We start from the raw sequence: 22,543 nt of genomic DNA on the forward strand, positions 1-22,543 counted from the left end.
CACCTTATCAACACGGCTGTTTTGGATCGATCATGTTTGAGACCTTGCGCCGCATCGGCCTCTCCCTGTCTGTATTGCTGGTTTCCGTATTCGCCCAACCGCAGAGTACGGTCGCACAATCTGCAAGCAAGGGGCCAAGCGGGTTGCCACTCCCGCGGTTCGTCAGTCTGAAAGCAGAACGTGTCAATCTGCGGATCGGCCCGAGCACCGACTATGCGGTTTCCTGGCGCTACATGAAGTCGGGGCTGCCGGTCGAGATCATTCGCGAATATGAGAACTGGCGGCAGATCCGCGATGCGGACGGTACAGAAGGATGGGTGAACCAGACGCTGCTGACCGGTGAGCGCACGGCGGTTGCCGCGCCCTGGATGCGCGGAAACGGCGATAACATCTATGTCATGCTGCGGCGCGATTCGACGTCATCAGCAGCGATCGTCGCCAAACTGGAACCCGGCGTCATTCTGCAGTTGAAGCAGTGCACCGGGAACTGGTGCCTTACAGAAATCCAGGGCGTCAGCGGCTGGGTTTCACAGAATGAAATCTGGGGTGCCTATCCTGGTGAAGCCTTCAAGTAAGACCGAGCGCGGCGGCACCTTTTGCCAGTGAGGTCATCGGACGCGGCCCAATCTGCTGGATAACGACGCCAGCAGCATAGCAGCCGAGACGACCGCAATTTTCCAGCGAGCGTCCTGATGTGTAGCCGTAGAGAAAACCGGAGGCAAAAAGATCTCCGGCCCCGGTGGTATCGAGCAGGTTTGTGACGTTCGACGCGGGAACGCGGATGCGTTCGGCGTCCTTCACCACGATGGCCCCCTGCTCGCCCAGGGTTACCGCTGCAAGCTTGCAATCACGGGAGAGATTGTTGAGGGCCTGTTCAAAGTCCTCAGTCTCATAAAGCGCCAGCGCTTCCTGCTCATTGGCAAAAACAATGTCGACGGTTCCAGAGCGCATGAGCTCAAGGAACTCTGCACGGTAGCGCTGGACGCAGAAACTGTCGGAAAGCGTCATGGAAACTTCCCGGCCGTGCTTGTGCGCAATCGCAGCGCAATCGAGGATTGCCTGTTTGGCACGCGGTGGATCCCACAGGTAACCTTCGAAATAGGTGACCTTTGACTGGGCCACAACATCCGCTTCGACATCCTCGGGTCCGAACTCAACGCATGCGCCGAGATAGGTGTTCATCGAACGCTCGCTGTCTTCGGTGACGAAAATCATGCTGCGCGCCGTAGGAGGGCGCTTGTCGCCAGGCCTTGTCTGGAAATGCACTCCCTGGGCTCTGATATCGTGAATAAAGATCTCGCCCAACTGGTCATCGGCGACTTTGCCGAAATAGGCAGCACGACCTCCGAAATTTGCGACGCCTGCTGCGGTATTGCCGGCACTTCCACCCGAGGCTTCGACTGCCGGCCCCATCAGCGCATAAAGATGTTCGGCGCGGTCTGCATCAATCAGATTCATCGCGCCCTTGGTGATGGCGTTTTCCGACAGAAAGCGATCATCGCAACGCGAAATGATGTCAACGATCGCGTTGCCAACTGTCAGCACGTCGAACTGGCTCATGAGGTGTACAGTCTCCATTGGTCCTCAGCCGTCTAAGGGGTTTTGCCTGGTATGGGAAGAAAAACCTTGGAGGTTCGACGGCAGTCATCCCACTGTCACTGCGGCGAGGCAAAAGGGAGTTGCCTGATATTGCCAGGCATCGGCCATGATGGCCGCGCTGTCTGGGCTGGACGACCACGGATGTACTGGCGTCCGGCCCACAGCCCTTATGCTCAATAACTTTGTGTTGCTGCGGAGCATGTGTCGCTTGGATCACGGGTGACGCAGGCCTAAGAAGAGGAACCGACCCTCTCAAGAAGTTGCAATCCTCCCCCATGTCCTCAGTTGCTCAAGATGTCCTTCCCATATTTATCCTTATTTTCTTCGGCTGGTCCCTCGTCCGCTTTGGCGTTCTGAAAGAAGGAATTGGCGAAGGGCTCGGCGATTTCGTCTTCCGCGTCGCCGTGCCAATGCTGATGTTTCGCACGATCGCCCAGGCAGATTTCCATGGAACCTCCCCGTTTGCGCTCTGGATCGCCTATTTTGCCGGCGTGACTGTCGCCTGGACACTTGGTCACCTGCTGGCGACACGCGTCTTTGGCCAGGAAAAACGCATAGGCGTCCTCGCGGGTGTTTCAGCGGGCTTTGCCAACAATGTCTTTATCGGCCTGCCTCTCGTGGAGCGTACCGTTGGGCCTGATGGCATCGTTGCGATGTCGATCCTGCTTGCGGTGCATCTGCCGCTGATGATGATCGCCGGTACATTGCTGATGGAGCGCGCCGAGCAGAAGGTCAGCGGACGTCCATCACAGGGATTGGCGACTGTCAGCAAGCAGGTTGGCATCAATCTTCTGCGCAATCCTTTGATCATCGGCCTTTTCGCCGGTCTCCTCCTGCAATTGACCGGACTGCAGCTGCCACGCGTGCTGGACAACGTCGTCGGCCAAATTGCCGGGATGGCCGCACCTGCTGCGCTGATCTCTCTCGGGATGACGCTGAACCGTTATGGAATGGTTGGCAATATCCGTATTGCCGCAATCATTTCGGCCATCAAGCTTGTCCTGATGCCGGCCGTTGTCTGGGGCGTCTCTACCCTGCTCGGGCTTTCTCCGCAGTGGACGGCGGCTCTGGTGCTGACCTCGTCCGTGCCGACGGGCATCAATGCGTGGTTGATCGCAAACCGGTTCGGCATCGGACAAAGCCTTTCGGCAGGTGTCATAACGCAATCGACAGCCGTGGGTGTCGTGAGCGTTTCGCTCTGGGCCTATCTGCTTCTGTAACAGCAAACGAAAACGCCCGACCACAAGGCCGGGCGTTTGCAGAACATGCATTATTTGCGACTGATCAGTTTGCCGGTGCTGCGGCCGGCGCCTCAGGAGCAGGTGCCTCAGGAGCGGCAGCTGGTGCCTCCGTGGCAGGCGTTTCAGTCGCAGGCGCCTCGGTCGGCGCAGGCTGGTCTGCGGCCGGTGCTGGCTCAACAGGCGTTGCTTCAGCCGGTGCGGCCTGCTCTGCAGCAGGCTGGGCAGGTTCAGCTTCGGCAGGAGCTGAGGCTGCTTCCGGCGTTGGCAGAGCAACCGGCGCATCCGCCATGGTGTGCAGATACATGATCAGGTTGGCGCGCTCGTCGTCCTTCTTGAGACCGGCAAAGCCCATGGCGGTGCCCGGAATGTGCTTCTTCGGTGCCAGCAAGAATTCGTTGAGATGATCCCAGGTCCAGAGGACGCTGCCGCCCTGTGAAAACTCCGTCATCGCGGCAGAGTAGCTGAAGCCTTCATGCGATGCGATCGGTCGGTCGACAAGGCCATAGAGGTTCGGGCCAACCTTGTTGGCGCCGCCCTTGTCGACGGTGTGACAGCTTGCGCATTTCTTGAAGGCGGCTTCGCCAGCCGTTGCATCCGCACTGGCCAACAGCACGGCGATCGGCGTTGCGGCAGCTGCCTCCGGGGCGGCCCCAGCATCGGCGGTTTCTTCCGCCACAATCGCAAAGCCTTCCTGCTCGGGGGCTTCCGCATGGAAAATGCCTTCCGATGCGATCGACACGGACATGAGGACGAAAACGGTACCCAGAAGTGCACCCACGCCCATGTTGGTATAAGAATTCATCTGCAAAGCTCCCCATGCAGTCGGCTGATCAGCAACCGGACGATCTTGAAATCGCGCGGAACCTATGTCTTTTGCATAACACTTGCAACACGATTATGGTCCGTCAACTGGGACTTTTTGACACTTCCTGACGGTGAAATGAAGGGGTTAGGCAGATGAGTATAGCGTATGGCGCCAAAACCCTTGTGCTGATCCCGGCCCGGATGGCATCGACGCGATTGCCGGGCAAGCCGCTGGCGGATATCGCTGGCCTTCCCATGATCGTCCAGGTCGCCAAGCGCGCAGCAGAGGCTGATGTTGGAAGGGTGGTCGTCGCTGTTGATGATCAACAGGTCTTCGATACGGTGCAATCCGCGGGCTTCGAGGTCGTCATGACGGGCCAACAGCATCAATCCGGATCCGACCGCATCTTCGAAGCCTTGAACAAGGTGGATCCGAAGGGAGAGATCGAGATCGTCATCAATGTCCAGGGCGACCTTCCGACCATCGACCCGCAGACAATTTGCGCAGCATTGGCGCCGCTTGCCGATCCCGATGTCGATATCGCCACCCTGACGGTCGAAATCGAAGACGAGCAGGAAAAGACCAATCCCAATGTGGTCAAGGTGGTCGGCGCGCCGCTCGCCGATGACCGGCTGCGTGCGCTCTATTTCACGCGCGCAACGGCGCCGCACGGTGCCGGCCCGCTCTATCACCACATCGGCCTGTACGCCTATCGCCGTGCGGCGCTGGAGCGCTTCGTTTCATTGCCGCCCTCGACGCTGGAAAAGCGCGAATCGCTGGAGCAGTTGCGCGCACTGGAAGCGGGCATGCGGATCGATGTTCAGGTGGTGAGAACGGTGCCGCTTGGCGTCGATACACCGGCCGATCTGGAAAAGGCGCGCAGCCTGCTTTCCACCTCCTCCAACTAAGGAACAGACCTTGGCACCGACGAACAAGATTTCCTTCCAGGGCGACTTTGGCGCCAATTCGGATATGGCCTGCCGCGACATGTTTCCGGCCATGGAGCCGCTGCCCTGCCCCACCTTCGAAGACGCCTTTGTGGCGCTGGAGAATGGCGACGCGGACCTCGCGATGATCCCGATCGAAAACACGCTCGCGGGCCGGGTTGCCGACATTCACTACCTGCTCCCCTTGTCGCGCCTGCATATTGTTGGCGAATATTTCATGCCGATTCGCTTTCAGCTGATGGTGCTTCCCGGCGTCAAGCTGGATGAGATCAGGACCGTGCACAGCCATATTCACGCGCTCGGCCAATGCCGAAAAATCATCCGTAGCCATGGTTGGAAGGCGGTCGTCGCGGGCGACACGGCGGGTGCCGCAAAACTCGTTTCCGAGCAGAGCGATCGCTCGATGGCGGCCCTTGCGCCGCGCCTCGCCAGTTCGCTCTATGGTCTGGAAATCCTGGCGGAAAATGTCGAGGACGCTGAAAACAATGTGACTCGCTTCGTCGTCCTGTCGCGCGACGAGGCTGAACCCAAGCGGACAAACGCAGACGAGCGTTTCATCACCACCTTTGTCTTCAATGTTCGGAACATTCCGGCCGCGCTTTACAAGGCCATGGGCGGCTTTGCGACCAACGGCGTCAACATGACAAAGCTCGAGAGCTATCAGATCGGCGGCAAGTTCATTGCGACGCAGTTCTACGCGGATATCGAGGGCCATCCGGACGATGCGCCGGTCAAGCGGGCGCTTGAAGAACTGCGCTTCTTCTCAGAGAAGGTCCGCATTCTTGGCGTCTACAAGGCGCATCAGATGCGCGGCAAGCTCTGAGAAGAATGCGCGACCGGCGGCTCAATGCTGCCAGTCGAACCAATCCTCGATGAGACGGCGTGCGATTGTCCCTTCGATGGGCAGCGTGCGCCCATCAACTGGGCCGGTCGTCAACATGCGACCGATCTCATCACGGTTAAACCAGCGGCAGTCGGCCAGCTCGGTCTGATCGAATTCAATATCAAAGCTGGTGGCTTCGGCATAACAGCCGATCATCAGCTGATGCGGCATCGGCCAGGGCTGCGAGGCATGATAGCGGACGCGGCCAATGGCGATCCCGGATTCCTCCAGCGTTTCGCGGCGGACGGCGTTCTCGATCGTCTCACCAGGTTCGACGAAGCCTGCAAGCGATGAATACATGCCATCGGGAAAGCGTGGGCTCCTGCCAAGCAGGCAAAGGTCGCGCACCTCATCGACAACCAACATGATGGCAACAGGGTCGGTCCGCGGGAAAATCTCGTGGCCACAGGCGCAGCAAATCCGCTTATAGCCGCCGATCCGCCCTTCCATCACGCCGCCGCAGCGGCCGCAGAACTTGTTGTCGGCATTCCAGCGCAGCAGGCTCAGGGCCTGCGCCACTTCGCCCAGCACGTCCTCTCCAACCAGCGCATCGCGAAACAGGGCGCGCGGATCGGCCGGCTTGAACTCTGCAGCCAGTGCATCCGGCGCCACAGAGACCGGGACAGCCAGGCGCGGCTCACCGTTCGCCTGATGGCCCAGCAATATCGCGTGGTCGAAGTCTGCACCGAGTTCGGCCAGTTCATAAGGCGCGAACAAGGGATCGAGAACCGATCCGTCATGTTTCAAGACAAGCTGTGTGCCTGAAAACGCCAGGCAGTGGGTACCCTCAACCTTCAGCGCCGTCTCGAGCGAGGTTTCGTCGCGGTGTTCGCTGTCGCGGGCAAGCACATTGCGGGAGAAGGCCGTCAGCTCGCTGGGTTCAAGATGCGGCGCGCGGCGGAAGAAGATCGAATTTTTCATGTGAAGGCTTCAAGAATCCTGTTTTTCGTCGCGTCGAAGTCGGCCTTCGCGTAGGGGATGCTCTCCCCATGGCCCCAGATGGGCTTTGGCCAGTTCGGATCGTTTTCGCTACGCGCGACGATATGTACATGAAGCTGCCGGACAATGTTTCCAATGGCAGCAATATTGATTTTGTCGGCACCGGTTGCCTTCTTCAAGGCAGCGCCGACAGTCACCTGCTCAAATGTCAGGACGGCCTGATCCAATGGCGCGAGCTCAAACAATTCCGAAACATTCGGACGCTGCGGAACCAGGATCAACCACGGCCAGCGACTATCCTTCGCGAGCCTCAGGTCGCATAGACCGAGCTTCAGGATCGACTCACTGTCACGAGCCAAGCGTTCATCGAGAACGAAAGGGGTCAAGGTGCATCACTCCGCTACGATTTTTTTGAAGCCTAGCAGATTTTTTTGCGCTTGGCTTGCATTCGGCGGTGGAATTGCCGATATGTCTCCTCGGGAGGTTGGTGGTGGACGAGCCACTCGCCAACCGGGTCAGGTCCGGAAGGAAGCAGCCCTAACGAGCGCGGCACGGGTCATCGTGCCAGCCTCCCACCTCATCTTCATTTCCGGCCCTTGTTTCCAACACGGTCCGTGCCATGCCCGCAGCCGGGCAACTGGGAAGCTGGCAACGCGATGAGCGATCTCGAGCCCACTGCAGACGCCAAAACCGCACCCGGCGGCTATCGCGTTCTTGCCCGAAAATATCGTCCCAAGGATTTCACGGATCTGATGGTCGGCCAAGAGCCGATGGTGAGAACGCTGACCAATGCGTTCGAGACCGGACGCATTGCGCAGGCCTACATGCTGACCGGTGTTCGCGGAGTCGGCAAGACCACGACAGCGCGTATTCTGGCGCGCGGGTTGAACTACCGAACCCCGGAAATCGACCGACCGACAATCGACCTTCGCATTCCAGGCGAGCACTGTCAGGCGATCATGGAAGGGCGTCATGTCGACGTGATCGAGATGGACGCCGCGTCTCATACCGGCATCGATGACATCCGCGAGATCATCGAGCAGGTGCGCTATCGGCCCGTGTCGGCGCGCTACAAGGTCTACATCATCGACGAAGTGCACATGCTTTCGACGGCGGCCTTCAACGGCTTGTTGAAGACGCTCGAGGAGCCGCCAGAACATGTGAAGTTCATCTTTGCCACGACGGAAATCCGCAAGGTTCCAATCACCGTTCTTTCCCGTTGCCAGCGGTTCGATCTGCGCCGCATCAGCGCGGGCGATCTCGTCGGGCTGTTCTCGACCATCGCATCGAAGGAAGGCATTACTGCCGACGAAGATGCGCTCGCCATGATTGCCCGTGCCGCCGAAGGCTCCGCGCGTGACGGCCTGTCGCTTCTCGATCAGGCGATAGCCCATGGCAGTGGCGTTGTGCATGCCGATGCGGTCCGATCCATGCTGGGTCTCGCGGACCGCGCGCGCATCGTTGATCTATTCGAACATATCGTCCGCGGTGATGTCTCTGCCGCCCTTTCGGAATTCGGCAGCCAGTATGAGTCCGGCGCCAATCCGACGGTCGTGCTGACCGATTTGGCCGACTTCACCCATCTGGTGACGCGGCTGAAATATATCCCGTCTGCTGCTCAGGACCCTTCGCTTTCAGAAGTGGAACGCGTGCGCGGCGCAGAGCTGGCTGACAACGTATCCGTCACGACCCTGTCGCGGATGTGGCAGATGCTGTTGAAGGGCATTCCGGAAGCGGAGGGATCCTCGCGTCCGGCAGGCGCCGCCGAGATGGTGCTGATCCGCCTGGCCCATGCTGCCCACCTCCCCTCGCCCGAAGATGCCGCCCGACGGCTGCTGGAGATGAATGACGGCGCAGGCAATGGCGACCGTGGCCCCGCTTCGCCGCGCCCCAATGGCGGTGGCGGCGCCTCCATGGCGATGCGTGTCCAGGCCGTTGCACAAGGATCTGCCGATCCGGCAGCGCGCATGCCGTCCGGTCAACCCGTGGCTCATCTCACCAGCGTGCCTGCCGGCAGCGCGCTCCCGCAAGGGATCGAGCGTATGGAGCCGAAGGCGCAGGAGACACCGCTTCCCACGGTCAACATCAACTCGCTCGACGACATCGCCGATCTATGCACGAAAAACCGCAGCCCTGTGCTGCGCGCGCAGCTTCGTCAGTTCGTCCATCTGGTCAAGCTTGAACCGGGCCGCCTCGAGATTCGCCTGGAAGCCCAGTGCCCGCCAGCCATTGTCAACGAGTTGAAAACGCGCCTGACAGAATGGACCGGCATCACCTGGTGGGTGACGCTTTCAAATGAGATGGGTAGCCCGACGCTGGTCGAGGTGGAACATTCCAACCGGGAAGCGCGTCTTCTCGACGCGCGCCAGGACCCGGACGTCGCTGCCATTCTGGCCCGTTTTCCAGGCGCCAAAATTACCGACGTCCGGATCAAGGCCGCTGCAGTCGAAGAAGACGACAAACCCGCACCGCCACCGGCTGCTGTGGAATCGGACGACGGTGATATTCTTCCGGGCGACGACATAGAATTCTAGGACGTCTCTTCGTCCCCCACACGACAATAATTGAAGGAGATGACGATGCGCGACATCATGGGCATGATGGGCAAGGTCAAGGAAATGCAGTCCAAGATGGAAAAGATGCAGGCGGAAATCGCCTCGCTCGAAATCGAGGGCAAGTCCGGTGGCGGTCTCGTGACCGTGGTCCTGACCGGCAAGGGCGAAATGCGCAGCATCAAGATCGATCCCTCGCTGTTCAAGGAAGACGAAGTCGAGATCCTCGAAGATCTGATAGTGGCCGCCCACAAGGACGCCAAGGACAAGGGTGAGGCCCAGGCGCAGGAAAAGATGGCGGCGTTGACTGCCGGAATCCCCCTGCCGCCGGGTATGAAGTTCCCGTTCTGAGCCAAATCCGATCGGGTCTGTCACAGATAGACCCGATCACCCCACGGATTGTGCCCGCTGTGCAGGAAGTCGAGGCTCTCTCGCCAAAAGACGCTCTCGTGGCGTGCGTGGAATAGATCGAAATGACCGACTCGGTCGAAGCCGAGGTCGTCCGGACGAAGAAGAACCTTCGTTACCGGTGCACGCCGATAATAGCGCATGGCCCGGCTGACTGCCTTGGGTGTCGCGATTTCATCATCCGACATGGTGACACTGAGGATCGGGCATGCTGCGGCCGCGAACCGATCCTGCATCGCCTCTGCCCCTGCGCGTGAAAGTCCCTGCTCCGCCCGGCCTTGCTGCAGGCCCCAGCCATAGGCGACGCCCTTGGGCAGGTCTTCAAGCCAGCCCAGGCGTTTTCCAGGAAAATGACCGAGCATCATGGCAATAGCCGGCATGGCGACGTGCCATTTGAGGAAGAGCGGCAGGCGCCGTGTCGGACGATAGTCGCCCCAATAACCGTATTGTCCACCGACCGAGAGCATCGCCGAGATCCGGCCGGCCGCCGCGGAATAGCCGGCCAAGAAGCCGCCGATGCTATGGCCCACGACGAGCAGCCGGCCAGTTTCATCCTCTTGGAGGGCCCGCTTCAGGACCGCATCAAAATCGAGGAAACCCCAGTCACGCCAGGTGAAGGTTGAGCCCTTTAAGGACGACGGACGGGAGAGGCCGATCCCGCGATAGTCATAGGTGATGACACGAAAACCGTTTGCCGCGAGAAACGCGGCATAACGGTGGTAGTAACGGGCCCGAACCCCTGTCGCGGCGTTGATGATCACCGTTGCCGACGGCTGTGTCCTCGCCGCCTGCCACCAATGAGCGGCGAGCGCTATACCGTCGGCGGCAATGACCTCCACTCTGTTTGGCTCCATCACCCTCCCCTTCTGCCGGCATGATGGCCGGACACGGCTGATGGGTAAAGGCCGCAACTTTGAGACTTTCGGTGACGCTCAGAGCATGCTCGCCCGGATCGCATCCTTGATCTTGTAGTGGACCGGTGCTGCAAGATAGCGGGCCTGATCGGCATCACCCAGCCTGCGGCCGACCGTTGCCATCATCTCGCGCATTGTCACGCGGTCCCCTTGCCAGGCAAGGAAGGATACGGATTGGCCGGCTTCGACCATACCACCCTGCAGCACCCGCGCATAGGCACCGGGACGAGCAGCGTGGGTGTAACGCCTTACGAAGGTCGGCTCGTCCATTTTCGCGGCGAAGGTGGCGCAGGGGATGCGCGGCGAGGTGATTTCCAACAAGACCTCGCCGATCGCCAGCCTGTCGCCGGCTGCCAGCATGGCGCTTTCCAGCCCCTCGACCACCAGGTTTTCACCGAAGGTGCCGTAGGGCAGTTCGCGGCCGAGTTCGGCCTGCCACCAATCGAGATCGATGGAGCCCTCGATGTAGACCGCCTGATCGACGCCGCCGTGATGCTTGCGTTTGAGGATGGCGTCACCGACAAGCCCCTCGGCATCGACCATGACCGGCCCCTGGATCGCCATCTTGTTGATGCCGGTCTTGTATTTCTTGCCCGGCAGGATCTCCGGACGACCGAGGCAGACGGCAAGGATTTTCATGGCAGGGCAACCTTCGATGATTCCGTTTGCCGTTCATATGGGTTAGAAACGCCGCCATGGCAAAACGAGTCACCGGTCCTGAAATCGAAAAACTCATCCAGCTTCTGGCCAAGGTGCCGGGGCTTGGTCCCCGTTCGGCGCGGCGCGCGGCGCTGCATCTGATCAAGAAGAAAGATCAGCTTCTCGGACCGCTTGGTCATGCCATGGGCGAAGCCTATGACAAGGTGAAGATCTGCTCCTGCTGCGGCAATGTCGACACCAGCGACCCCTGCACCGTCTGCACGGATGTGCAACGCGACCAGACCGTGATCATCGTCGTCGAGGATGTCTCGGATCTCTGGGCGCTGGAGCGAGCCGGCGCCATGAATGCCGCCTACCATGTGCTTGGCGGCACGCTATCGCCGCTCGACGGCATCGGTCCTGATGATCTCAACATCAAGGGACTGATCGACAGGGTGGCCAAGGGCGGGATCCGCGAGATCATCATCGCCGTGAATGCGACGGTCGAGGGCCAGACCACGGCCCACTACATCACCGATCATCTGGCTGGGCTGGAGGTCAAGATCACGCGTCTGGCGCATGGTGTTCCTGTCGGGGGAGAGCTCGACTATCTGGACGAGGGCACGCTTTCGGCAGCCTTGCGCGCACGCACAGCGATCTGACGGCAAACGACGGGAGACACGATGACGATCAGGTTCACGCAGCTCGCCCTTCTGGCTTTGACGGCGGCGATGCTGACCGCGCCACTGGCGACGGCAAAGGCCGCTCCTTCGCGCGACGAGATTGATGCCCAGTTTCGCCAATGGATCACGCGCGATCTCTGGCCTGCCGCACAGGCCGGTGGCATTAACCGCACGGCGTTCGACAAGGCCCTGCAGGGCGTTCGGCTGAATTTCGATCTGCCGGACCTTGTGCCGCCGGGCACCGCGCCGCCGAAAGAGCAGAACCAGAGCCAGGCGGAGTTTTCCTCCCCGGCCGCCTATTTCAACGAAAAGCGCTTACAAGGGCTGGCCGCCACAGGCAGGACACTCGCCTCGCAGCACGCCGCGACCTTGCGCCGGATCGAAAAGACTTATGGCGTGCCCGGCTCCGTGCTGATCGCCATCTGGGGTCGCGAATCCGGCTTCGGTCGGGCGAAATTGCCCTACCGCGCGATCGATGTCCTCGCCACCAAAGCCTTCATGTCCACCCGCAAGCCGCTTTTCCAGCAGGAGCTGATTTCGGCGCTGCACATGGTGGAAAGCGGGGACGTTTCGGCCGAGAAGATGATGGGGTCCTGGGCTGGCGCGTTGGGGCAACCGCAGTTCATGCCTTCGAGCTACCTGAAATACGCGGTCGATTTTGACGGTGACGGCACCCGTGATATCTGGAACTCGGTTCCCGACAGCCTGGCATCGATTGCCAATTACCTCGTCAAGAGCGGCTGGCAGAAAGGCCGTGACTGGGGCTTCGAGATCTCGATCCCGCAGGGCGTTTCCTGCGCCCAAGAGGGGCCGGACCGGGCGAAGCCGGTGGCCCAGTGGACAAAGGACGGTCTCGAGCGCATTACAGGAAAGCCCTTTCCGGAGGCGGAGGCCGCATTGCCCGCGATGATGCTGGTTCCGGCCGGCACGCATGGACCTGAGTTCCTTGTCACGCCGAATTTCTACGTGTTCAAGGAATATAACAATTCCGATCTCTACGCGCTGTTCATAGGCAATCTTGCCGACCGCATTGCCTTTGGCGGCAGCGCTTTTCGGGCACCGTGGGAGCCACTTGGCAAGATGCTGCGCTCGGATGTGCTTGCAATGCAGAAAGCGCTGGTCGCTCAGGGCTACGACGTCGGAAAAGTCGATGGCTTGCCGGGCTTCAAAACCCGTCGTTCAATCGGCGAATGGCAGGCGAAGAACGGACTTGCGCCAACCTGCTATCCGAGCGCCGATTTGAAGGCCATGCTGCGTTAAGCCGGTCAATGATGATCGATGTGGGGTTGATGAAACACGTCATCTGATCTCGGGATCGTCTGTCGCTCGATCATGCGGTGCACACGCGGCGATGAAGCCCCGCGATGCAAGTCGCGCAGTCGGTCAGTGATCTCCGCATCCGCTTTGGTTCGCCGCTGATTGTGGCGGACATAGTCCAACCAGGTTGGAACGTGGTAGATTTCGGTCCAGAAGTCCGGGTTTTCCAGATCGCGCATCAAAGCCCAGTTGCGCGCACCGTCGCGAATACGGATACGTCGGCGCTCGATCATGATGCGAAGAAACTCTGACACATCCGCATCGTCGATCTCGAAGTCGATCTGGACGACGATCGGACCGCTGCGGGGTCGGATATCGAGGTGCAGTTCCGGCTCGGCGAAGCGGTTGAGGGGATCGAGATCCAATGTCTTGAATGCCGGCATCGCCATGAAAAAACCGATGAGAACACCAGCTAGCATCAAGCCGCTTGAGAAGAGGAGAGCCTGGCCTGTGCCAAAGCTTTCTGCCGTGCTGCCCCAGAGCCAGCTGCCGAGTGCCATTCCGCCGAAGGTCGCGGTTTGATAGAGCGACAGTGCGCGGCCCACCACCCAGCGCGGCGTCGATAGCTGCACCACCGTGTTGAACAACGACAGCGCCAGCACCCAGCAAGCTCCCGCAAGAACCAGCGCGGCAGCGGTCACCCAAACGGTGCTGCTGACACCGATGACGGCCGATGCGACGGCAAAGCCTGCAAAGGATACCCGCACGATATCCTCGCTGCTGAGCAAGTCACGCATGCGCTGATTGTTGAGAGCGCCGACAATGGCACCAATGCCGAAAGCGCCCAGAAGTGCTCCGAAAACCAGTGGGCCTCCGTTCAGCTGATCTCTTGCGACGATCGGGAGCAGGGACATCACGGCGGTCGCGGTCAAGCCGAAGATGAAACCGCGAAACAGCACCTTGCCCAGATTGGGCGACATCGAGACATAACGGATGCCAGCGAAGATCGCAGGACCCAGCTGCTCCCGCGGCAGCGTGTTTTTCGGGAAATCCGGTCGCCAGCGCAGGAGCGCGTAGATCAAGGCGAGATAGGACAGGGCATTCGCCCAAAAGGCGGCTGCAGCGCCCGCGACAGCCACGATCATGCCGCCGATCGCGGGACCGACACTTCGGGTGATGTTAAACCCCATGCTGTTGAGCGACACGGCAGCAGGGAGGTCAGACCGCGGCACGATATCGCCGACCGACGCCTGCCACGCGGGGTTATTCAGAGCCGTCCCGCAGCCAATCAGGAAGGTAAATGTGAGCAGGCTCCATGGCCCTAGCAGCTCCAGATAGGCGAAGGTCGCAAGCAAAGCCGACATGATCAGCATGAAAAACTGCGATGCGATCATGACCCGTCGCCTGTCGAAACTGTCTGCGACAGCGCCCGCGACCAGCGAGAGCAGCATGATAGGAGCCGTGTTGGACGCCTGAACCAGAGCCACCATGTTTTCCGACGAGGAGATCGACGCCATCATCCAAGCTGCGCCGACACCCTGGATAAGCCCCCCGAGGTTGGAGGAAATGCTGGCAATCCAAATGCGACGATAGGCTTCATTGCGCAGCGGCAGGAGGGGGGAGCGACTGGAGACCACGGATATTGCTCGATTCTTTCACATGGATAGGCGCGCGACGCGTAGCCCTGACACCATCAACCAACTTGTACGCCTCAACGCCTGTCGGACAAGATTGTTTTTGCCATTTTGCGAAAAGCTTGCATTCCGGCCCGCATTGGCGTATATCGGCTTCAAATTCTTGATCGACAGATGAAGAGTGGGGCCGCAAGGACCCGCTCTTTTTTATTGGCGATCGCATCCAATCGGGAGTATGACGATTGTCCGAAGATATGCCGATGCCGGAAACCGGCGAAGCACGGATCATCACCGAGACGGGCCTTGACCGTCGTATCGCCGACATCATCGAGCCAGTCCTCGTGGCGATGGACTACAAGCTTGTTCGGGTTCGGATGATGAACCAGAACGGGCTGACCCTGCAGGTTATGGCCGAACGCAACGACGGCACCATGGATGTCGATGGCTGCGAAGCCGTATCGGAGGCCATTTCGCCGGTTCTCGATGTCGAGGACCCCGTTGACCGGGAATATCATCTGGAAGTGTCGTCGCCCGGCATCGACCGCCCGATGGTTCGCAAGTCCGATTTCACGCGCTGGCTTGGCCACATCGTAAAGTGCGAGACATCGGTGCTGGTGGATAACCGCAAGCGCTTTCGCGGCAAGATCATTTCTGTCACGCAGGAAGGCTTCGTGTTGGAGCGCGATCAGGCCGCATATGGCGAAGAGCCGCAGGTGACGATCCCGTTCACCACGCTTGCCGAAGCCAAACTCATTCTGACGGACGATCTGATCCGTGACGCGCTTAGGGCCGACAAGCTGGCCAAGGCGCAGGCCGCGAACCAGAACGACGAAGACGACAGCGAAGAATAACGTTTTGACCCATGGTCCGAGGCGGAATGCCCGGGCGTGAAGACGGAGACACAAGACAATGGCAGTCAGCGCTAACCGGCTCGAGCTCTTGCAGATTGCAGATGCTGTTGCCCGCGAAAAGGTGATCGACCGCGAAATCGTGCTCGCTGCTATGGCAGACGCGATCCAGAAGGCCGCACGTTCGCGTTACGGCTCCGAGACGAACATCCGTGCCGACATCAACTCGAAGACCGGCGAAATCCGCCTGCAACGTCTTCTCGAAGTGGTCGAAAAGGTCGATGACTACGCAACCCAGATCGCGCTGGAACTTGCTCGCGACCGCAATGTCGACGCCAAGCTCGGCGACTTCATCGCCGACCCGCTGCCGCCGATGGATTTTGGTCGTATCGCTGCCCAGTCGGCCAAGCAGGTCATCGTGCAGAAGGTGCGCGAAGCCGAGCGTGACCGTCAGTTCGATGAGTTCAAGGACCGCGTCGGCGAAATCGTCAACGGCACCGTCAAGCGCGTCGAATACGGCAACGTCATCGTCGACCTCGGCCGTGGCGAAGGCATCATTCGCCGCGACGAAATGATCCCGCGGGAAGCCTTCCGCTATGGCGATCGCGTCCGTGCATACGTATATGATGTTCGTCGCGAGCAGCGCGGCCCACAGATCTTCCTGTCGCGTACCCATCCGCAATTCATGGTGAAGCTCTTCACCATGGAAGTGCCGGAAATCTACGACGGCATCATCCAGATCAAGTCGGTTGCCCGCGACCCGGGTTCGCGCGCCAAGATCGCCGTCATCTCGAACGACTCGTCGATCGATCCGGTCGGCGCCTGCGTCGGTATGCGCGGTTCCCGCGTTCAGGCCGTTGTCGGCGAGCTTCAGGGCGAAAAGATCGACATCATTCCGTGGTCGAACGAACCGGCCTCGTTCATCGTCAACGCCCTTCAGCCGGCTGAAGTCGCCAAGGTCGTTCTCGATGAAGATGCAGAGCGGATCGAAGTGGTCGTGCCGGACGAGCAGCTGTCGCTGGCCATCGGCCGCCGCGGTCAGAACGTTCGCCTCGCATCGCAGCTGACTGGCTGGGATATCGATATCATGACGGAAGCCGAAGAATCGGAACGCCGTCAGAAGGAATTCAACGAGCGCACAAATCTGTTCATGGATGCGCTCGACGTCGACGAGATGGTCGGTCAGGTTCTGGCTTCCGAAGGCTTCGCCGCCGTTGAAGAAGTTGCCTATGTCGAACTTGACGAAATCGCCTCAATCGACGGCTTTGACGAAGATACCGCACAGGAGATCCAGACCCGTGCGCGCGAATACCTCGAGAAGATCGAGGCCGAGATGGATGCCAAGCGCCAGCAGCTCGGCGTATCCGACGACCTGCGCCAGATCGACGGAATGACCTCCGCCATGATGGTCGCGCTCGGCGAAGACGGCATCAAGACGGTAGAAGACTTTGCCGGTTGCGCCGCCGACGATCTCGTCGGCTGGAGCGAGCGCAAGGATGGCGAGACCAAAAAGTTCGAGGGCCTGTTCTCGAAGTTCGAAGTTTCGCGTGCCGAAGCCGAAGCCATGATCGTTCAGGCGCGTCTGGCCGCTGGCTGGATCACCGAGGAAGATCTGGCCGCAGAGGCAGAGGTTGAAGAAGGTGAGGCTGACGCCGAGCAGGACGCGTGATGAGCGCTGAAGCGCCCGAAACCCCGGAGGTCGAAGATGACTTCGACCTTTCCGAGGTGAACGGCAGGATGTGCATCGTTACCCGCGAGAGCGGATCGCCAGACACGCTCTTGCGTTTCGTGGCCGCTCCCGATGGAACGATCGTTCTCGATCTGAAGCGTAATCTGCCCGGTCGGGGATGCTGGGTTGGCCTGAGCCGCGCGCTGGTGGAGAAGGCTGTGGCGAAGAAGCTCTTCGCTCGCGCTCTGAAGCGGGACGTGAAGGCCGATCCTGAGCTGGGTGCTGCTGTGGACCGACTTCTGGTTCAGCAGCTCGGCGGCATGATGAACCTGGCACGCAAGGCCGGTCAGTTCATCAGCGGCTCGGCGAAGGTGGAGGCGGCTGTGCGCAGCGGGGAAGCCATTGCGGTTTTCCATTCGCGCGACGCTGCCGCCGACGGCGTACGAAAGATCGACCAGGCCCGAAAGGCCTGGCACCTCGGAACAGGTGCGGATGCGGAGGTTCCCGCGTTCCATCTGCTCACCGGGGCGGAATTGGACGAACTGATGGGCGAGAATGCGTTTATCCATGCTTGCGCGCTTGCAGGGCAGGCAGGTGAGGGTGTAGTGAAACGCGCAACTCTGCTCGAAACCTATCGCGGCCCAGCGCCTGAAGGATCGGGCGCTGGCCCGAAATCACAATGACGCGGTCACCGGCAATGGTCGGCCTCCGTGGTTTAGGACAGTATGTGAACGGCGAGGTCTGATGCACGGCATCCGGTCTCGCTCGAAGGAACGGGAACGGAATGACCGACAACAAAGACGACAAGACTATCGGCGTGAAGAAGACGCTCACCCTGAAGCCCTCGGGAATGAGCCAAGGTACCGTGCGCCAGGACATGGGGCGCGGCCGTACGAAGTCGGTCGTTGTCGAGACGGTAAAGCGCCGTCCGACCCGCCCGCAGGACGAAAAGCCGATTACACCAATCCGCAACGAGCCCGTAGCACCGGCGCCTGCCGCAGCAGCGGCTCCCACGCCTCAGGCGCCGCGGCCAGTTCAGAGCCAGACGCGCGTGCACCAGCCGGCACCGGCCCAGCAGCGTCCGCCGCAGCCACAGCGTCAGCCGGAGCGCCCGCGCGGCGCGGTGCTGCACGACCTGTCCGCCAGCGAAATGGACGCCCGCCGTCGTGCGCTGGTTGAAGCACAGGCCCGCGAGGTGGAAGAAGCCAAGCAACGCGCCATCGACGAGGCACGCCGCAAGGCTGAAGCCGAGGAAGCCGCACGTCTTGCCGCCGAAGAGGCCGCACGCCGCGCAGCCGAACCTGTGGTGGAAGCTGCACCCGAGCCCGAACCAGAGCAGGCCCCTGCCCCGGCCGCACGAACGGCTGCAGCACCGGCACGTCCGGCCACGTCAGCTGCACCGGCAGCGCCTGCAGCGCCAGGCTTTGTCCGTGGACGCAAGGCCAGCGATGAGGACGACGATCGCGGCCCGCCGCGCGGCCTTCCGGGCCGTGGCAAGGTTGCCGCTCCCGCTCCCGCCAAGGTACCGGCACGCCCGAAGGCAGAAGAAGATCGCCGTCGCGGCAAGCTGACCGTTACCAGCGCCAATGTCGACGAGGACGGAAACGCTCGTGGTCGTTCGCTCGCTTCCATGCGCCGCCGGCAGGAGAAGTTCCGCCGCAGCCAGATGCAGGAAACGCGCGAGAAGGTCATGCGCGAAGTCATCCTGCCGGAAACCATCACCATTCAGGAACTGTCGCAGCGCATGTCTGAACGCGCCGTCGATGTCATCAAGTACCTGATGAAGGAAGGCCAGATGATGAAGCCGGGCGACGTCATCGACGCCGACCTCGCAGAACTCATCGCCTCGGAATTCGGCCACACCGTCAAGCGCGTTTCGGAATCCGACGTTGAAGAGGGCATCTTCGACAAGGCCGACATCGCGGGCGAAATGGTCTCGCGTCCTCCTGTTGTCACGATCATGGGTCACGTCGACCACGGCAAGACCTCGCTGCTCGACGCCATCCGTCAGGCGAACGTCGTGTCTGGCGAAGCCGGTGGGATTACCCAGCATATCGGTGCCTACCAGGTCGAGCAGAACGGTCAGAAGATCACCTTCATCGACACCCCCGGTCACGCCGCCTTTACGGCCATGCGTGCCCGCGGTGCGCAGGCTACGGATATCGCAATCCTCGTGGTTGCGGCCGACGACAGCGTGATGCCGCAGACGATCGAATCCATCAACCACGCCAAGGCGGCCAACGTGCCGATCATCGTGGCGATCAACAAGATCGACAAGCATGAAGCCAAGCCGGACAAGGTCCGCCAGCAGCTTCTGCAGCACGAAGTCTTCGTGGAATCGCTCGGCGGTGAAGTGCTCGACGTCGAAGTTTCGGCGAAGAACAAGACGAACCTCGACAAGCTGCTCGAAGCCGTGCTGCTGCAGGCCGAAATCCTCGACCTGAAGGCCGACCCGACCCGGACGGCCGAAGGTACGGTCATCGAAGCCCAGCTCGACCGTGGTCGTGGCGCGGTTGCGACCGTGCTCGTCCAGAAGGGTACACTGAAGCCCGGCCAGATCATCGTGGCCGGCGATCAGTGGGGCCGCGTTCGCGCGCTAGTCACCGACAAGGGCGATCACGTCAAGGAAGCAGGGCCCGCCATGCCGGTCGAAATCCTCGGCCTGTCCGGCACCCCAGCTGCCGGCGACCGCTTTGCCGTTGTCGAAAACGAAGCTCGCGCCCGCGAGATCTCGGAATATCGCCAGCGCCTGGCACGCGACAAGGCTGCCGCTCGCCAGTCGGGCCAGCGTGGCTCGCTTGAGCAGATGATGAGCAAGCTTCAGGATACCGGCTTCAAGGAATTCCCGCTGGTCATCAAGGGCGACGTGCAGGGTTCGGTCGAAGCCATCATCGCTTCGCTCGACAAGCTCGGAACCGACGAAGTGCGGGCCCGCATCGTTCACTCGGGTGCCGGCGCCATCACGGAATCGGATATCTCGCTTGCCGAGGCCTCCAATGCCGCGATCATCGGCTTCAACGTTCGTGCCAACGCCCAGGCGCGCACGATCGCTGACCGGAACGGCATCGACATCCGCTACTACAACATCATCTACGATCTGGTGGATGACGTGAAGGCGGCGATGTCGGGCCTGCTGTCGCCGGAGCGTCGCGAAACCTTCCTCGGCAATGCCGAGATCCTCGAAGTCTTCAACATCACGAAGGTCGGCAAGGTGGCCGGTTGCCGTGTCATCGAAGGCAAGGTGGAGCGTGGTGCAGGCGTACGTCTCATTCGCGACAACGTCGTCATCCACGAAGGCAAGCTCAAGACGCTCAAGCGCTTCAAGGACGAAGTCTCTGATGTGCCGATGGGCCAGGAATGCGGCATGGCCTTCGAAAACTACGAAGATATCCGCGCCGGCGACACGATCGAATGCTTCCGCGTGGAACACATCACGCGTACGCTCTGATCTCAGGCGTTTCGAACCAAAACCTCTTCGGGCGCCGGATCTTCCGGCGCTCGCTGTTTATGGAGTTCGCGGCTTCGGCCTGGCTGGACAAATCTAATTCCAAGGCATGATGCTTGCGACCGGTTCTCTGGTTTCCTCATGCGAAAGGCGATTGAACCATGACCAAAGCAACCTCTTCGGCACCTTCGCAGCGCATGCTGCGCGTCGGCGAGCAGGTGCGTGCTGCAATTACCCAGGTTCTGCAGCGCGGCGAAGTCAGTGATGACCTGATCGAGAAGACTGTCATCTCCATCTCGGAGGTCCGGATGTCTCCAGATCTGAAGATCGCTACCGCCTATGTCACGCCGCTCGGCGTCAAGGACCACGATACGGTTATCGCGGCGCTCAACAAGCACGCCAAGTTCATTCGCGGCCGGCTGGGCAACCAGCTGCGGCAAATGAAATACATGCCCGAAGTGCGCTTCCGCGACGATACCAGCTTCGACAACTATCAGAAGATCGATGCGCTCCTGCGCTCGCCGGAGGTCCAGCGCGACCTCGGTGCCGATGAAGATCAAGACTAAGAAAAGACTTAGATGTCCAAACCCAGAAAGCCCAAAGGCCGCTCGATTTCGGGCTGGCTCATCCTCGACAAGCCGGTGGATTTCGGCTCGACCGAAGCGGTCGGCAAGATCAAGTGGCTGTTCAATGCCCAGAAGGCCGGCCATGCCGGCACGCTCGATCCGCTGGCATCCGGCATGCTGCCGATTGCACTCGGCGATGCGACCAAGACCGTACCTTACGTCATGGACGGCCGCAAGATCTACGAATTTACCGTGACCTGGGGTGAAGAACGCTCGACAGATGATCTTGAGGGTGAGGTGACGGAACGCTCCGACCAGCGTCCGACGCAGGCGCAAATCGAGGCTTTGTTGCCGAGCTATACGGGCACTATCAACCAGATCCCCCCGCAATTTTCGGCGATCAAAATCGCCGGTGAGCGAGCCTATGATCTTGCCCGCGATGGCGAAACCGTCGAGATCCCCTCGCGCGAGGTCGAAGTGCATCGCCTGACGCTGTTGAAATGCGAGGCGGACAAGGCTTATTTCGAAGTCGAATGCGGCAAGGGCACTTATGTGCGGTCGCTTGCCCGCGATTTCGGCCGGGAACTCGGCTGCTTTGGCCATATTTCCACGCTGCGTCGCAGCTATGTCGCGCCCTTTGCCGAAGACATGATGGTGCCACTGGCAGATCTTGTCGCACTTGAAGCGATCGAGGATCGGGATGAGCGGCTGGCCGCACTTGATGCGTTCCTGCTTGATACGGCCGAGGCGCTGTCCTCGCTCCCTCAGCTGCGCATCACCGACGACCAGGCGCATCGTCTGCGCATGGGCAACCCGATCATCGTGCGCGGACGCGACGCGCCCATCGCAGAGCCCGAGGCTGTTGCGCTGTCCGGCGGCAAGCTTGTCGCGATCGGCGAAATTGCTGCTGGAGAGTTTCATCCCCGCCGCGTGTTCAACTGACAGCTTTGCCGCCTGCTCTTTTCTTTCTTGAGGGAATGGAGTATAGGCGGCACCAGCTGGCACCTTGGGTGCCATGCATTCACGGCCAATGCTGGACGACATCCCGGCCTTTGGCGTCCCTATCCTCAAGTAATCCAGAAAGGATTCCCGATGTCGATCACTGCAGAGCGCAAGGCTGAGCTCATCAAGGAATACGCAATCAAGGAAGGCGACACTGGTTCGCCGGAAGTGCAGATTGCGATCCTGACCGAGCGCATCACCAACCTGACCGAACACTTCAAGGGTCACAAGAAGGACAACCACTCGCGTCGTGGCCTTCTGACCATGGTATCGACCCGCCGTTCGCTTCTCGACTACGTCAAGAAGCAGGATGAGGCCCGCTACACGACCCTGATCACGCGCCTCGGCATCCGCCGCTAATAGACTTCCCGGCGGACCTTTTTCAAAGGTCCGCCGGTTGCCTTTCCGGGATAGGCTAAATCAACCCGAGACCGGTTCCGCAACGATTGCGGGACGAATGACAGCCCGGATGGGCCGGCGCTGTCGACGCCAACCGATGACCTGTCATGGGG

At 60.6% G+C, this 22,543-nt stretch carries 22 protein-coding genes and 1 other RNA gene; 16 read left to right on the forward strand and 7 right to left on the reverse strand.

Annotated elements, in window-relative coordinates; genetic code table 11:
• Positions 1-32: 32 nt before the first annotated feature.
• Positions 33-575: an SH3 domain-containing protein gene (locus tag FAA97_RS09060; protein ID WP_136598197.1), complete on the forward strand. Its 543-nt coding sequence runs from the start codon at positions 33-35 to the stop codon at positions 573-575.
• Here the strand turns inward: FAA97_RS09060 and FAA97_RS09065 are convergent.
• Positions 568-1,560 carry an adenosine kinase gene (locus FAA97_RS09065; RefSeq protein WP_136598198.1) on the reverse strand — a complete coding sequence of 331 codons (993 nt, stop codon included), beginning with the start codon at positions 1,558-1,560 and terminating at the stop codon, positions 568-570. The two genes, FAA97_RS09060 and FAA97_RS09065, sit on opposite strands and share 8 nt — an antisense overlap.
• Before the next feature lie 314 nt (positions 1,561-1,874).
• On the opposite strand from FAA97_RS09065, the gene FAA97_RS09070 reads away from it, so the two are divergent.
• The gene (locus FAA97_RS09070; RefSeq protein ID WP_136598199.1) at positions 1,875-2,819 is read left to right on the forward strand and encodes an AEC family transporter; all 945 of its coding nucleotides are present in this window, start codon (positions 1,875-1,877) and stop codon (positions 2,817-2,819) included.
• 64 nt (positions 2,820-2,883) lie between these two features.
• On the opposite strand, the gene FAA97_RS09075 is transcribed toward FAA97_RS09070, so the two are convergent.
• Positions 2,884-3,642 carry a c-type cytochrome gene (locus FAA97_RS09075; protein WP_136598200.1) on the reverse strand — a complete coding sequence of 253 codons (759 nt, stop codon included), beginning with the start codon at positions 3,640-3,642 and terminating at the stop codon, positions 2,884-2,886.
• Between the two features lie 155 nt (positions 3,643-3,797).
• Between FAA97_RS09075 and FAA97_RS09080 the strand changes: the two genes are divergently transcribed.
• Both FAA97_RS09080 and FAA97_RS09085 read left to right on the forward strand, forming a co-directional pair.
• Positions 3,798-4,553 (forward strand): 3-deoxy-manno-octulosonate cytidylyltransferase, encoded by a 756-nt coding sequence (locus FAA97_RS09080; protein WP_136598201.1) that lies wholly within the window; start codon positions 3,798-3,800, stop codon positions 4,551-4,553.
• A gap of 10 nt (positions 4,554-4,563) precedes the next feature.
• Positions 4,564-5,415, forward strand: coding sequence for a prephenate dehydratase (locus FAA97_RS09085; RefSeq protein ID WP_136598202.1), 852 nt, complete (start codon positions 4,564-4,566; stop codon positions 5,413-5,415).
• A 21-nt stretch (positions 5,416-5,436) separates the two neighbouring features.
• On the opposite strand, the gene nudC is transcribed toward FAA97_RS09085, so the two are convergent.
• Together nudC and FAA97_RS09095 are read right to left on the reverse strand one after the other, a co-directional pair.
• On the reverse strand, positions 5,437-6,396 hold the full coding sequence (gene nudC / locus FAA97_RS09090; RefSeq protein WP_136598203.1) for an NAD(+) diphosphatase: 960 nt from the start codon (positions 6,394-6,396) through the stop codon (positions 5,437-5,439).
• Positions 6,393-6,800: an HIT family protein gene (locus FAA97_RS09095; protein ID WP_136598204.1), complete on the reverse strand. Its 408-nt coding sequence runs from the start codon at positions 6,798-6,800 to the stop codon at positions 6,393-6,395. Before FAA97_RS09095 ends, nudC begins: the two co-directional genes overlap by 4 nt.
• A 93-nt stretch (positions 6,801-6,893) precedes the next feature.
• Between FAA97_RS09095 and ffs the strand changes: the two genes are divergently transcribed.
• From ffs to FAA97_RS09110, 3 genes are all read left to right on the forward strand, one after another.
• Positions 6,894-6,990, forward strand: an RNA gene (ffs, locus tag FAA97_RS09100) — signal recognition particle sRNA small type.
• A gap of 80 nt (positions 6,991-7,070) precedes the next feature.
• Entirely contained in the window at positions 7,071-8,948 is a 1,878-nt protein-coding gene (locus FAA97_RS09105; RefSeq protein ID WP_136598205.1) for a DNA polymerase III subunit gamma/tau, read from the forward strand.
• A gap of 45 nt (positions 8,949-8,993) precedes the next feature.
• Complete coding sequence (locus FAA97_RS09110; RefSeq protein WP_136598206.1) at positions 8,994-9,317, forward strand: YbaB/EbfC family nucleoid-associated protein; 324 nt, start codon at positions 8,994-8,996, stop codon at positions 9,315-9,317.
• Between the two features lie 20 nt (positions 9,318-9,337).
• Here FAA97_RS09110 and FAA97_RS09115 read toward each other — a convergent pair whose 3' ends face one another.
• A complete protein-coding gene (locus tag FAA97_RS09115; protein ID WP_136598207.1) occupies positions 9,338-10,228 on the reverse strand; it encodes an alpha/beta hydrolase family protein in 891 nt (296 codons plus the stop codon).
• A gap of 78 nt (positions 10,229-10,306) precedes the next feature.
• The gene (locus FAA97_RS09120; protein WP_136598208.1) at positions 10,307-10,927 is read right to left on the reverse strand and encodes an MOSC domain-containing protein; all 621 of its coding nucleotides are present in this window, start codon (positions 10,925-10,927) and stop codon (positions 10,307-10,309) included.
• Between the two features lie 56 nt (positions 10,928-10,983).
• On the opposite strand from FAA97_RS09120, the gene recR reads away from it, so the two are divergent.
• On the forward strand, positions 10,984-11,589 hold the full coding sequence (recR, locus tag FAA97_RS09125) for a recombination mediator RecR (protein ID WP_136598209.1): 606 nt from the start codon (positions 10,984-10,986) through the stop codon (positions 11,587-11,589).
• Between the two features lie 69 nt (positions 11,590-11,658).
• Positions 11,659-12,870 carry a lytic murein transglycosylase gene (locus FAA97_RS09130; RefSeq protein ID WP_246041399.1) on the forward strand — a complete coding sequence of 404 codons (1,212 nt, stop codon included), beginning with the start codon at positions 11,659-11,661 and terminating at the stop codon, positions 12,868-12,870.
• 5 nt (positions 12,871-12,875) lie between these two features.
• Here the strand turns inward: FAA97_RS09130 and FAA97_RS09135 are convergent, their stop codons facing one another.
• Entirely contained in the window at positions 12,876-14,504 is a 1,629-nt protein-coding gene (locus FAA97_RS09135; RefSeq protein ID WP_136598211.1) for an MFS transporter, read from the reverse strand.
• A 251-nt stretch (positions 14,505-14,755) separates the two neighbouring features.
• Between FAA97_RS09135 and rimP the strand changes: the two genes are divergently transcribed.
• From rimP to rpsO, 7 genes are all read left to right on the forward strand, one after another.
• Positions 14,756-15,352 carry a ribosome maturation factor RimP gene (gene rimP, locus FAA97_RS09140; RefSeq protein ID WP_246041400.1) on the forward strand — a complete coding sequence of 199 codons (597 nt, stop codon included), beginning with the start codon at positions 14,756-14,758 and terminating at the stop codon, positions 15,350-15,352.
• 58 nt (positions 15,353-15,410) lie between these two features.
• Positions 15,411-17,018, forward strand: coding sequence for a transcription termination factor NusA (gene nusA, locus FAA97_RS09145; protein WP_136598212.1), 1,608 nt, complete (start codon positions 15,411-15,413; stop codon positions 17,016-17,018).
• Positions 17,018-17,701, forward strand: coding sequence for an RNA-binding protein (locus tag FAA97_RS09150; RefSeq protein WP_136598213.1), 684 nt, complete (start codon positions 17,018-17,020; stop codon positions 17,699-17,701). The genes nusA and FAA97_RS09150 overlap by 1 nt, the downstream gene beginning before the upstream one ends.
• Before the next feature lie 101 nt (positions 17,702-17,802).
• Positions 17,803-20,466 carry a translation initiation factor IF-2 gene (gene infB, locus FAA97_RS09155; protein WP_136598214.1) on the forward strand — a complete coding sequence of 888 codons (2,664 nt, stop codon included), beginning with the start codon at positions 17,803-17,805 and terminating at the stop codon, positions 20,464-20,466.
• Between the two features lie 158 nt (positions 20,467-20,624).
• Positions 20,625-21,029 (forward strand): 30S ribosome-binding factor RbfA, encoded by a 405-nt coding sequence (rbfA, locus tag FAA97_RS09160; RefSeq protein ID WP_136598215.1) that lies wholly within the window; start codon positions 20,625-20,627, stop codon positions 21,027-21,029.
• 12 nt (positions 21,030-21,041) lie between these two features.
• Entirely contained in the window at positions 21,042-21,971 is a 930-nt protein-coding gene (truB, locus tag FAA97_RS09165; protein ID WP_136598216.1) for a tRNA pseudouridine(55) synthase TruB, read from the forward strand.
• Between the two features lie 150 nt (positions 21,972-22,121).
• Complete coding sequence (rpsO, locus tag FAA97_RS09170; RefSeq protein WP_136598217.1) at positions 22,122-22,391, forward strand: 30S ribosomal protein S15; 270 nt, start codon at positions 22,122-22,124, stop codon at positions 22,389-22,391.
• The last annotated feature ends 152 nt before the right edge of the window (positions 22,392-22,543 follow it).

The organism is Peteryoungia ipomoeae, from assembly GCF_004912165.1.
In the GTDB taxonomy this organism is placed as follows: domain Bacteria; phylum Pseudomonadota; class Alphaproteobacteria; order Rhizobiales; family Rhizobiaceae; genus Allorhizobium; species Allorhizobium ipomoeae.

What these genes read in the sequence shown, in the direction of transcription:
- recR (WP_136598209.1), top strand. Translation starts at nt 10,984, where the DNA reads ATGGCAAAACGAGTCACCGGTCCTGAAATCGAAAAACTCATCCAGCTT.
- infB (WP_136598214.1), top strand. Translation starts at nt 17,803, where the DNA reads ATGACCGACAACAAAGACGACAAGACTATCGGCGTGAAGAAGACGCTC.
- FAA97_RS09065 (WP_136598198.1), bottom strand. Translation starts at nt 1,560, where the DNA reads ATGAGCCAGTTCGACGTGCTGACAGTTGGCAACGCGATCGTTGACATC.
- FAA97_RS09105 (WP_136598205.1), top strand. Translation starts at nt 7,071, where the DNA reads ATGAGCGATCTCGAGCCCACTGCAGACGCCAAAACCGCACCCGGCGGC.
- rpsO (WP_136598217.1), top strand. Translation starts at nt 22,122, where the DNA reads ATGTCGATCACTGCAGAGCGCAAGGCTGAGCTCATCAAGGAATACGCA.
- rimP (WP_246041400.1), top strand. Translation starts at nt 14,756, where the DNA reads ATGCCGATGCCGGAAACCGGCGAAGCACGGATCATCACCGAGACGGGC.
- truB (WP_136598216.1), top strand. Translation starts at nt 21,042, where the DNA reads ATGTCCAAACCCAGAAAGCCCAAAGGCCGCTCGATTTCGGGCTGGCTC.
- rbfA (WP_136598215.1), top strand. Translation starts at nt 20,625, where the DNA reads ATGACCAAAGCAACCTCTTCGGCACCTTCGCAGCGCATGCTGCGCGTC.
- FAA97_RS09110 (WP_136598206.1), top strand. Translation starts at nt 8,994, where the DNA reads ATGCGCGACATCATGGGCATGATGGGCAAGGTCAAGGAAATGCAGTCC.
- FAA97_RS09120 (WP_136598208.1), bottom strand. Translation starts at nt 10,927, where the DNA reads ATGAAAATCCTTGCCGTCTGCCTCGGTCGTCCGGAGATCCTGCCGGGC.
- FAA97_RS09080 (WP_136598201.1), top strand. Translation starts at nt 3,798, where the DNA reads ATGAGTATAGCGTATGGCGCCAAAACCCTTGTGCTGATCCCGGCCCGG.
- FAA97_RS09150 (WP_136598213.1), top strand. Translation starts at nt 17,018, where the DNA reads ATGAGCGCTGAAGCGCCCGAAACCCCGGAGGTCGAAGATGACTTCGAC.
- FAA97_RS09115 (WP_136598207.1), bottom strand. Translation starts at nt 10,228, where the DNA reads ATGGAGCCAAACAGAGTGGAGGTCATTGCCGCCGACGGTATAGCGCTC.
- nusA (WP_136598212.1), top strand. Translation starts at nt 15,411, where the DNA reads ATGGCAGTCAGCGCTAACCGGCTCGAGCTCTTGCAGATTGCAGATGCT.
- FAA97_RS09075 (WP_136598200.1), bottom strand. Translation starts at nt 3,642, where the DNA reads ATGAATTCTTATACCAACATGGGCGTGGGTGCACTTCTGGGTACCGTT.
- nudC (WP_136598203.1), bottom strand. Translation starts at nt 6,396, where the DNA reads ATGAAAAATTCGATCTTCTTCCGCCGCGCGCCGCATCTTGAACCCAGC.
- FAA97_RS09070 (WP_136598199.1), top strand. Translation starts at nt 1,875, where the DNA reads ATGTCCTCAGTTGCTCAAGATGTCCTTCCCATATTTATCCTTATTTTC.
- FAA97_RS09060 (WP_136598197.1), top strand. Translation starts at nt 33, where the DNA reads ATGTTTGAGACCTTGCGCCGCATCGGCCTCTCCCTGTCTGTATTGCTG.
- FAA97_RS09130 (WP_246041399.1), top strand. Translation starts at nt 11,659, where the DNA reads ATGCTGACCGCGCCACTGGCGACGGCAAAGGCCGCTCCTTCGCGCGAC.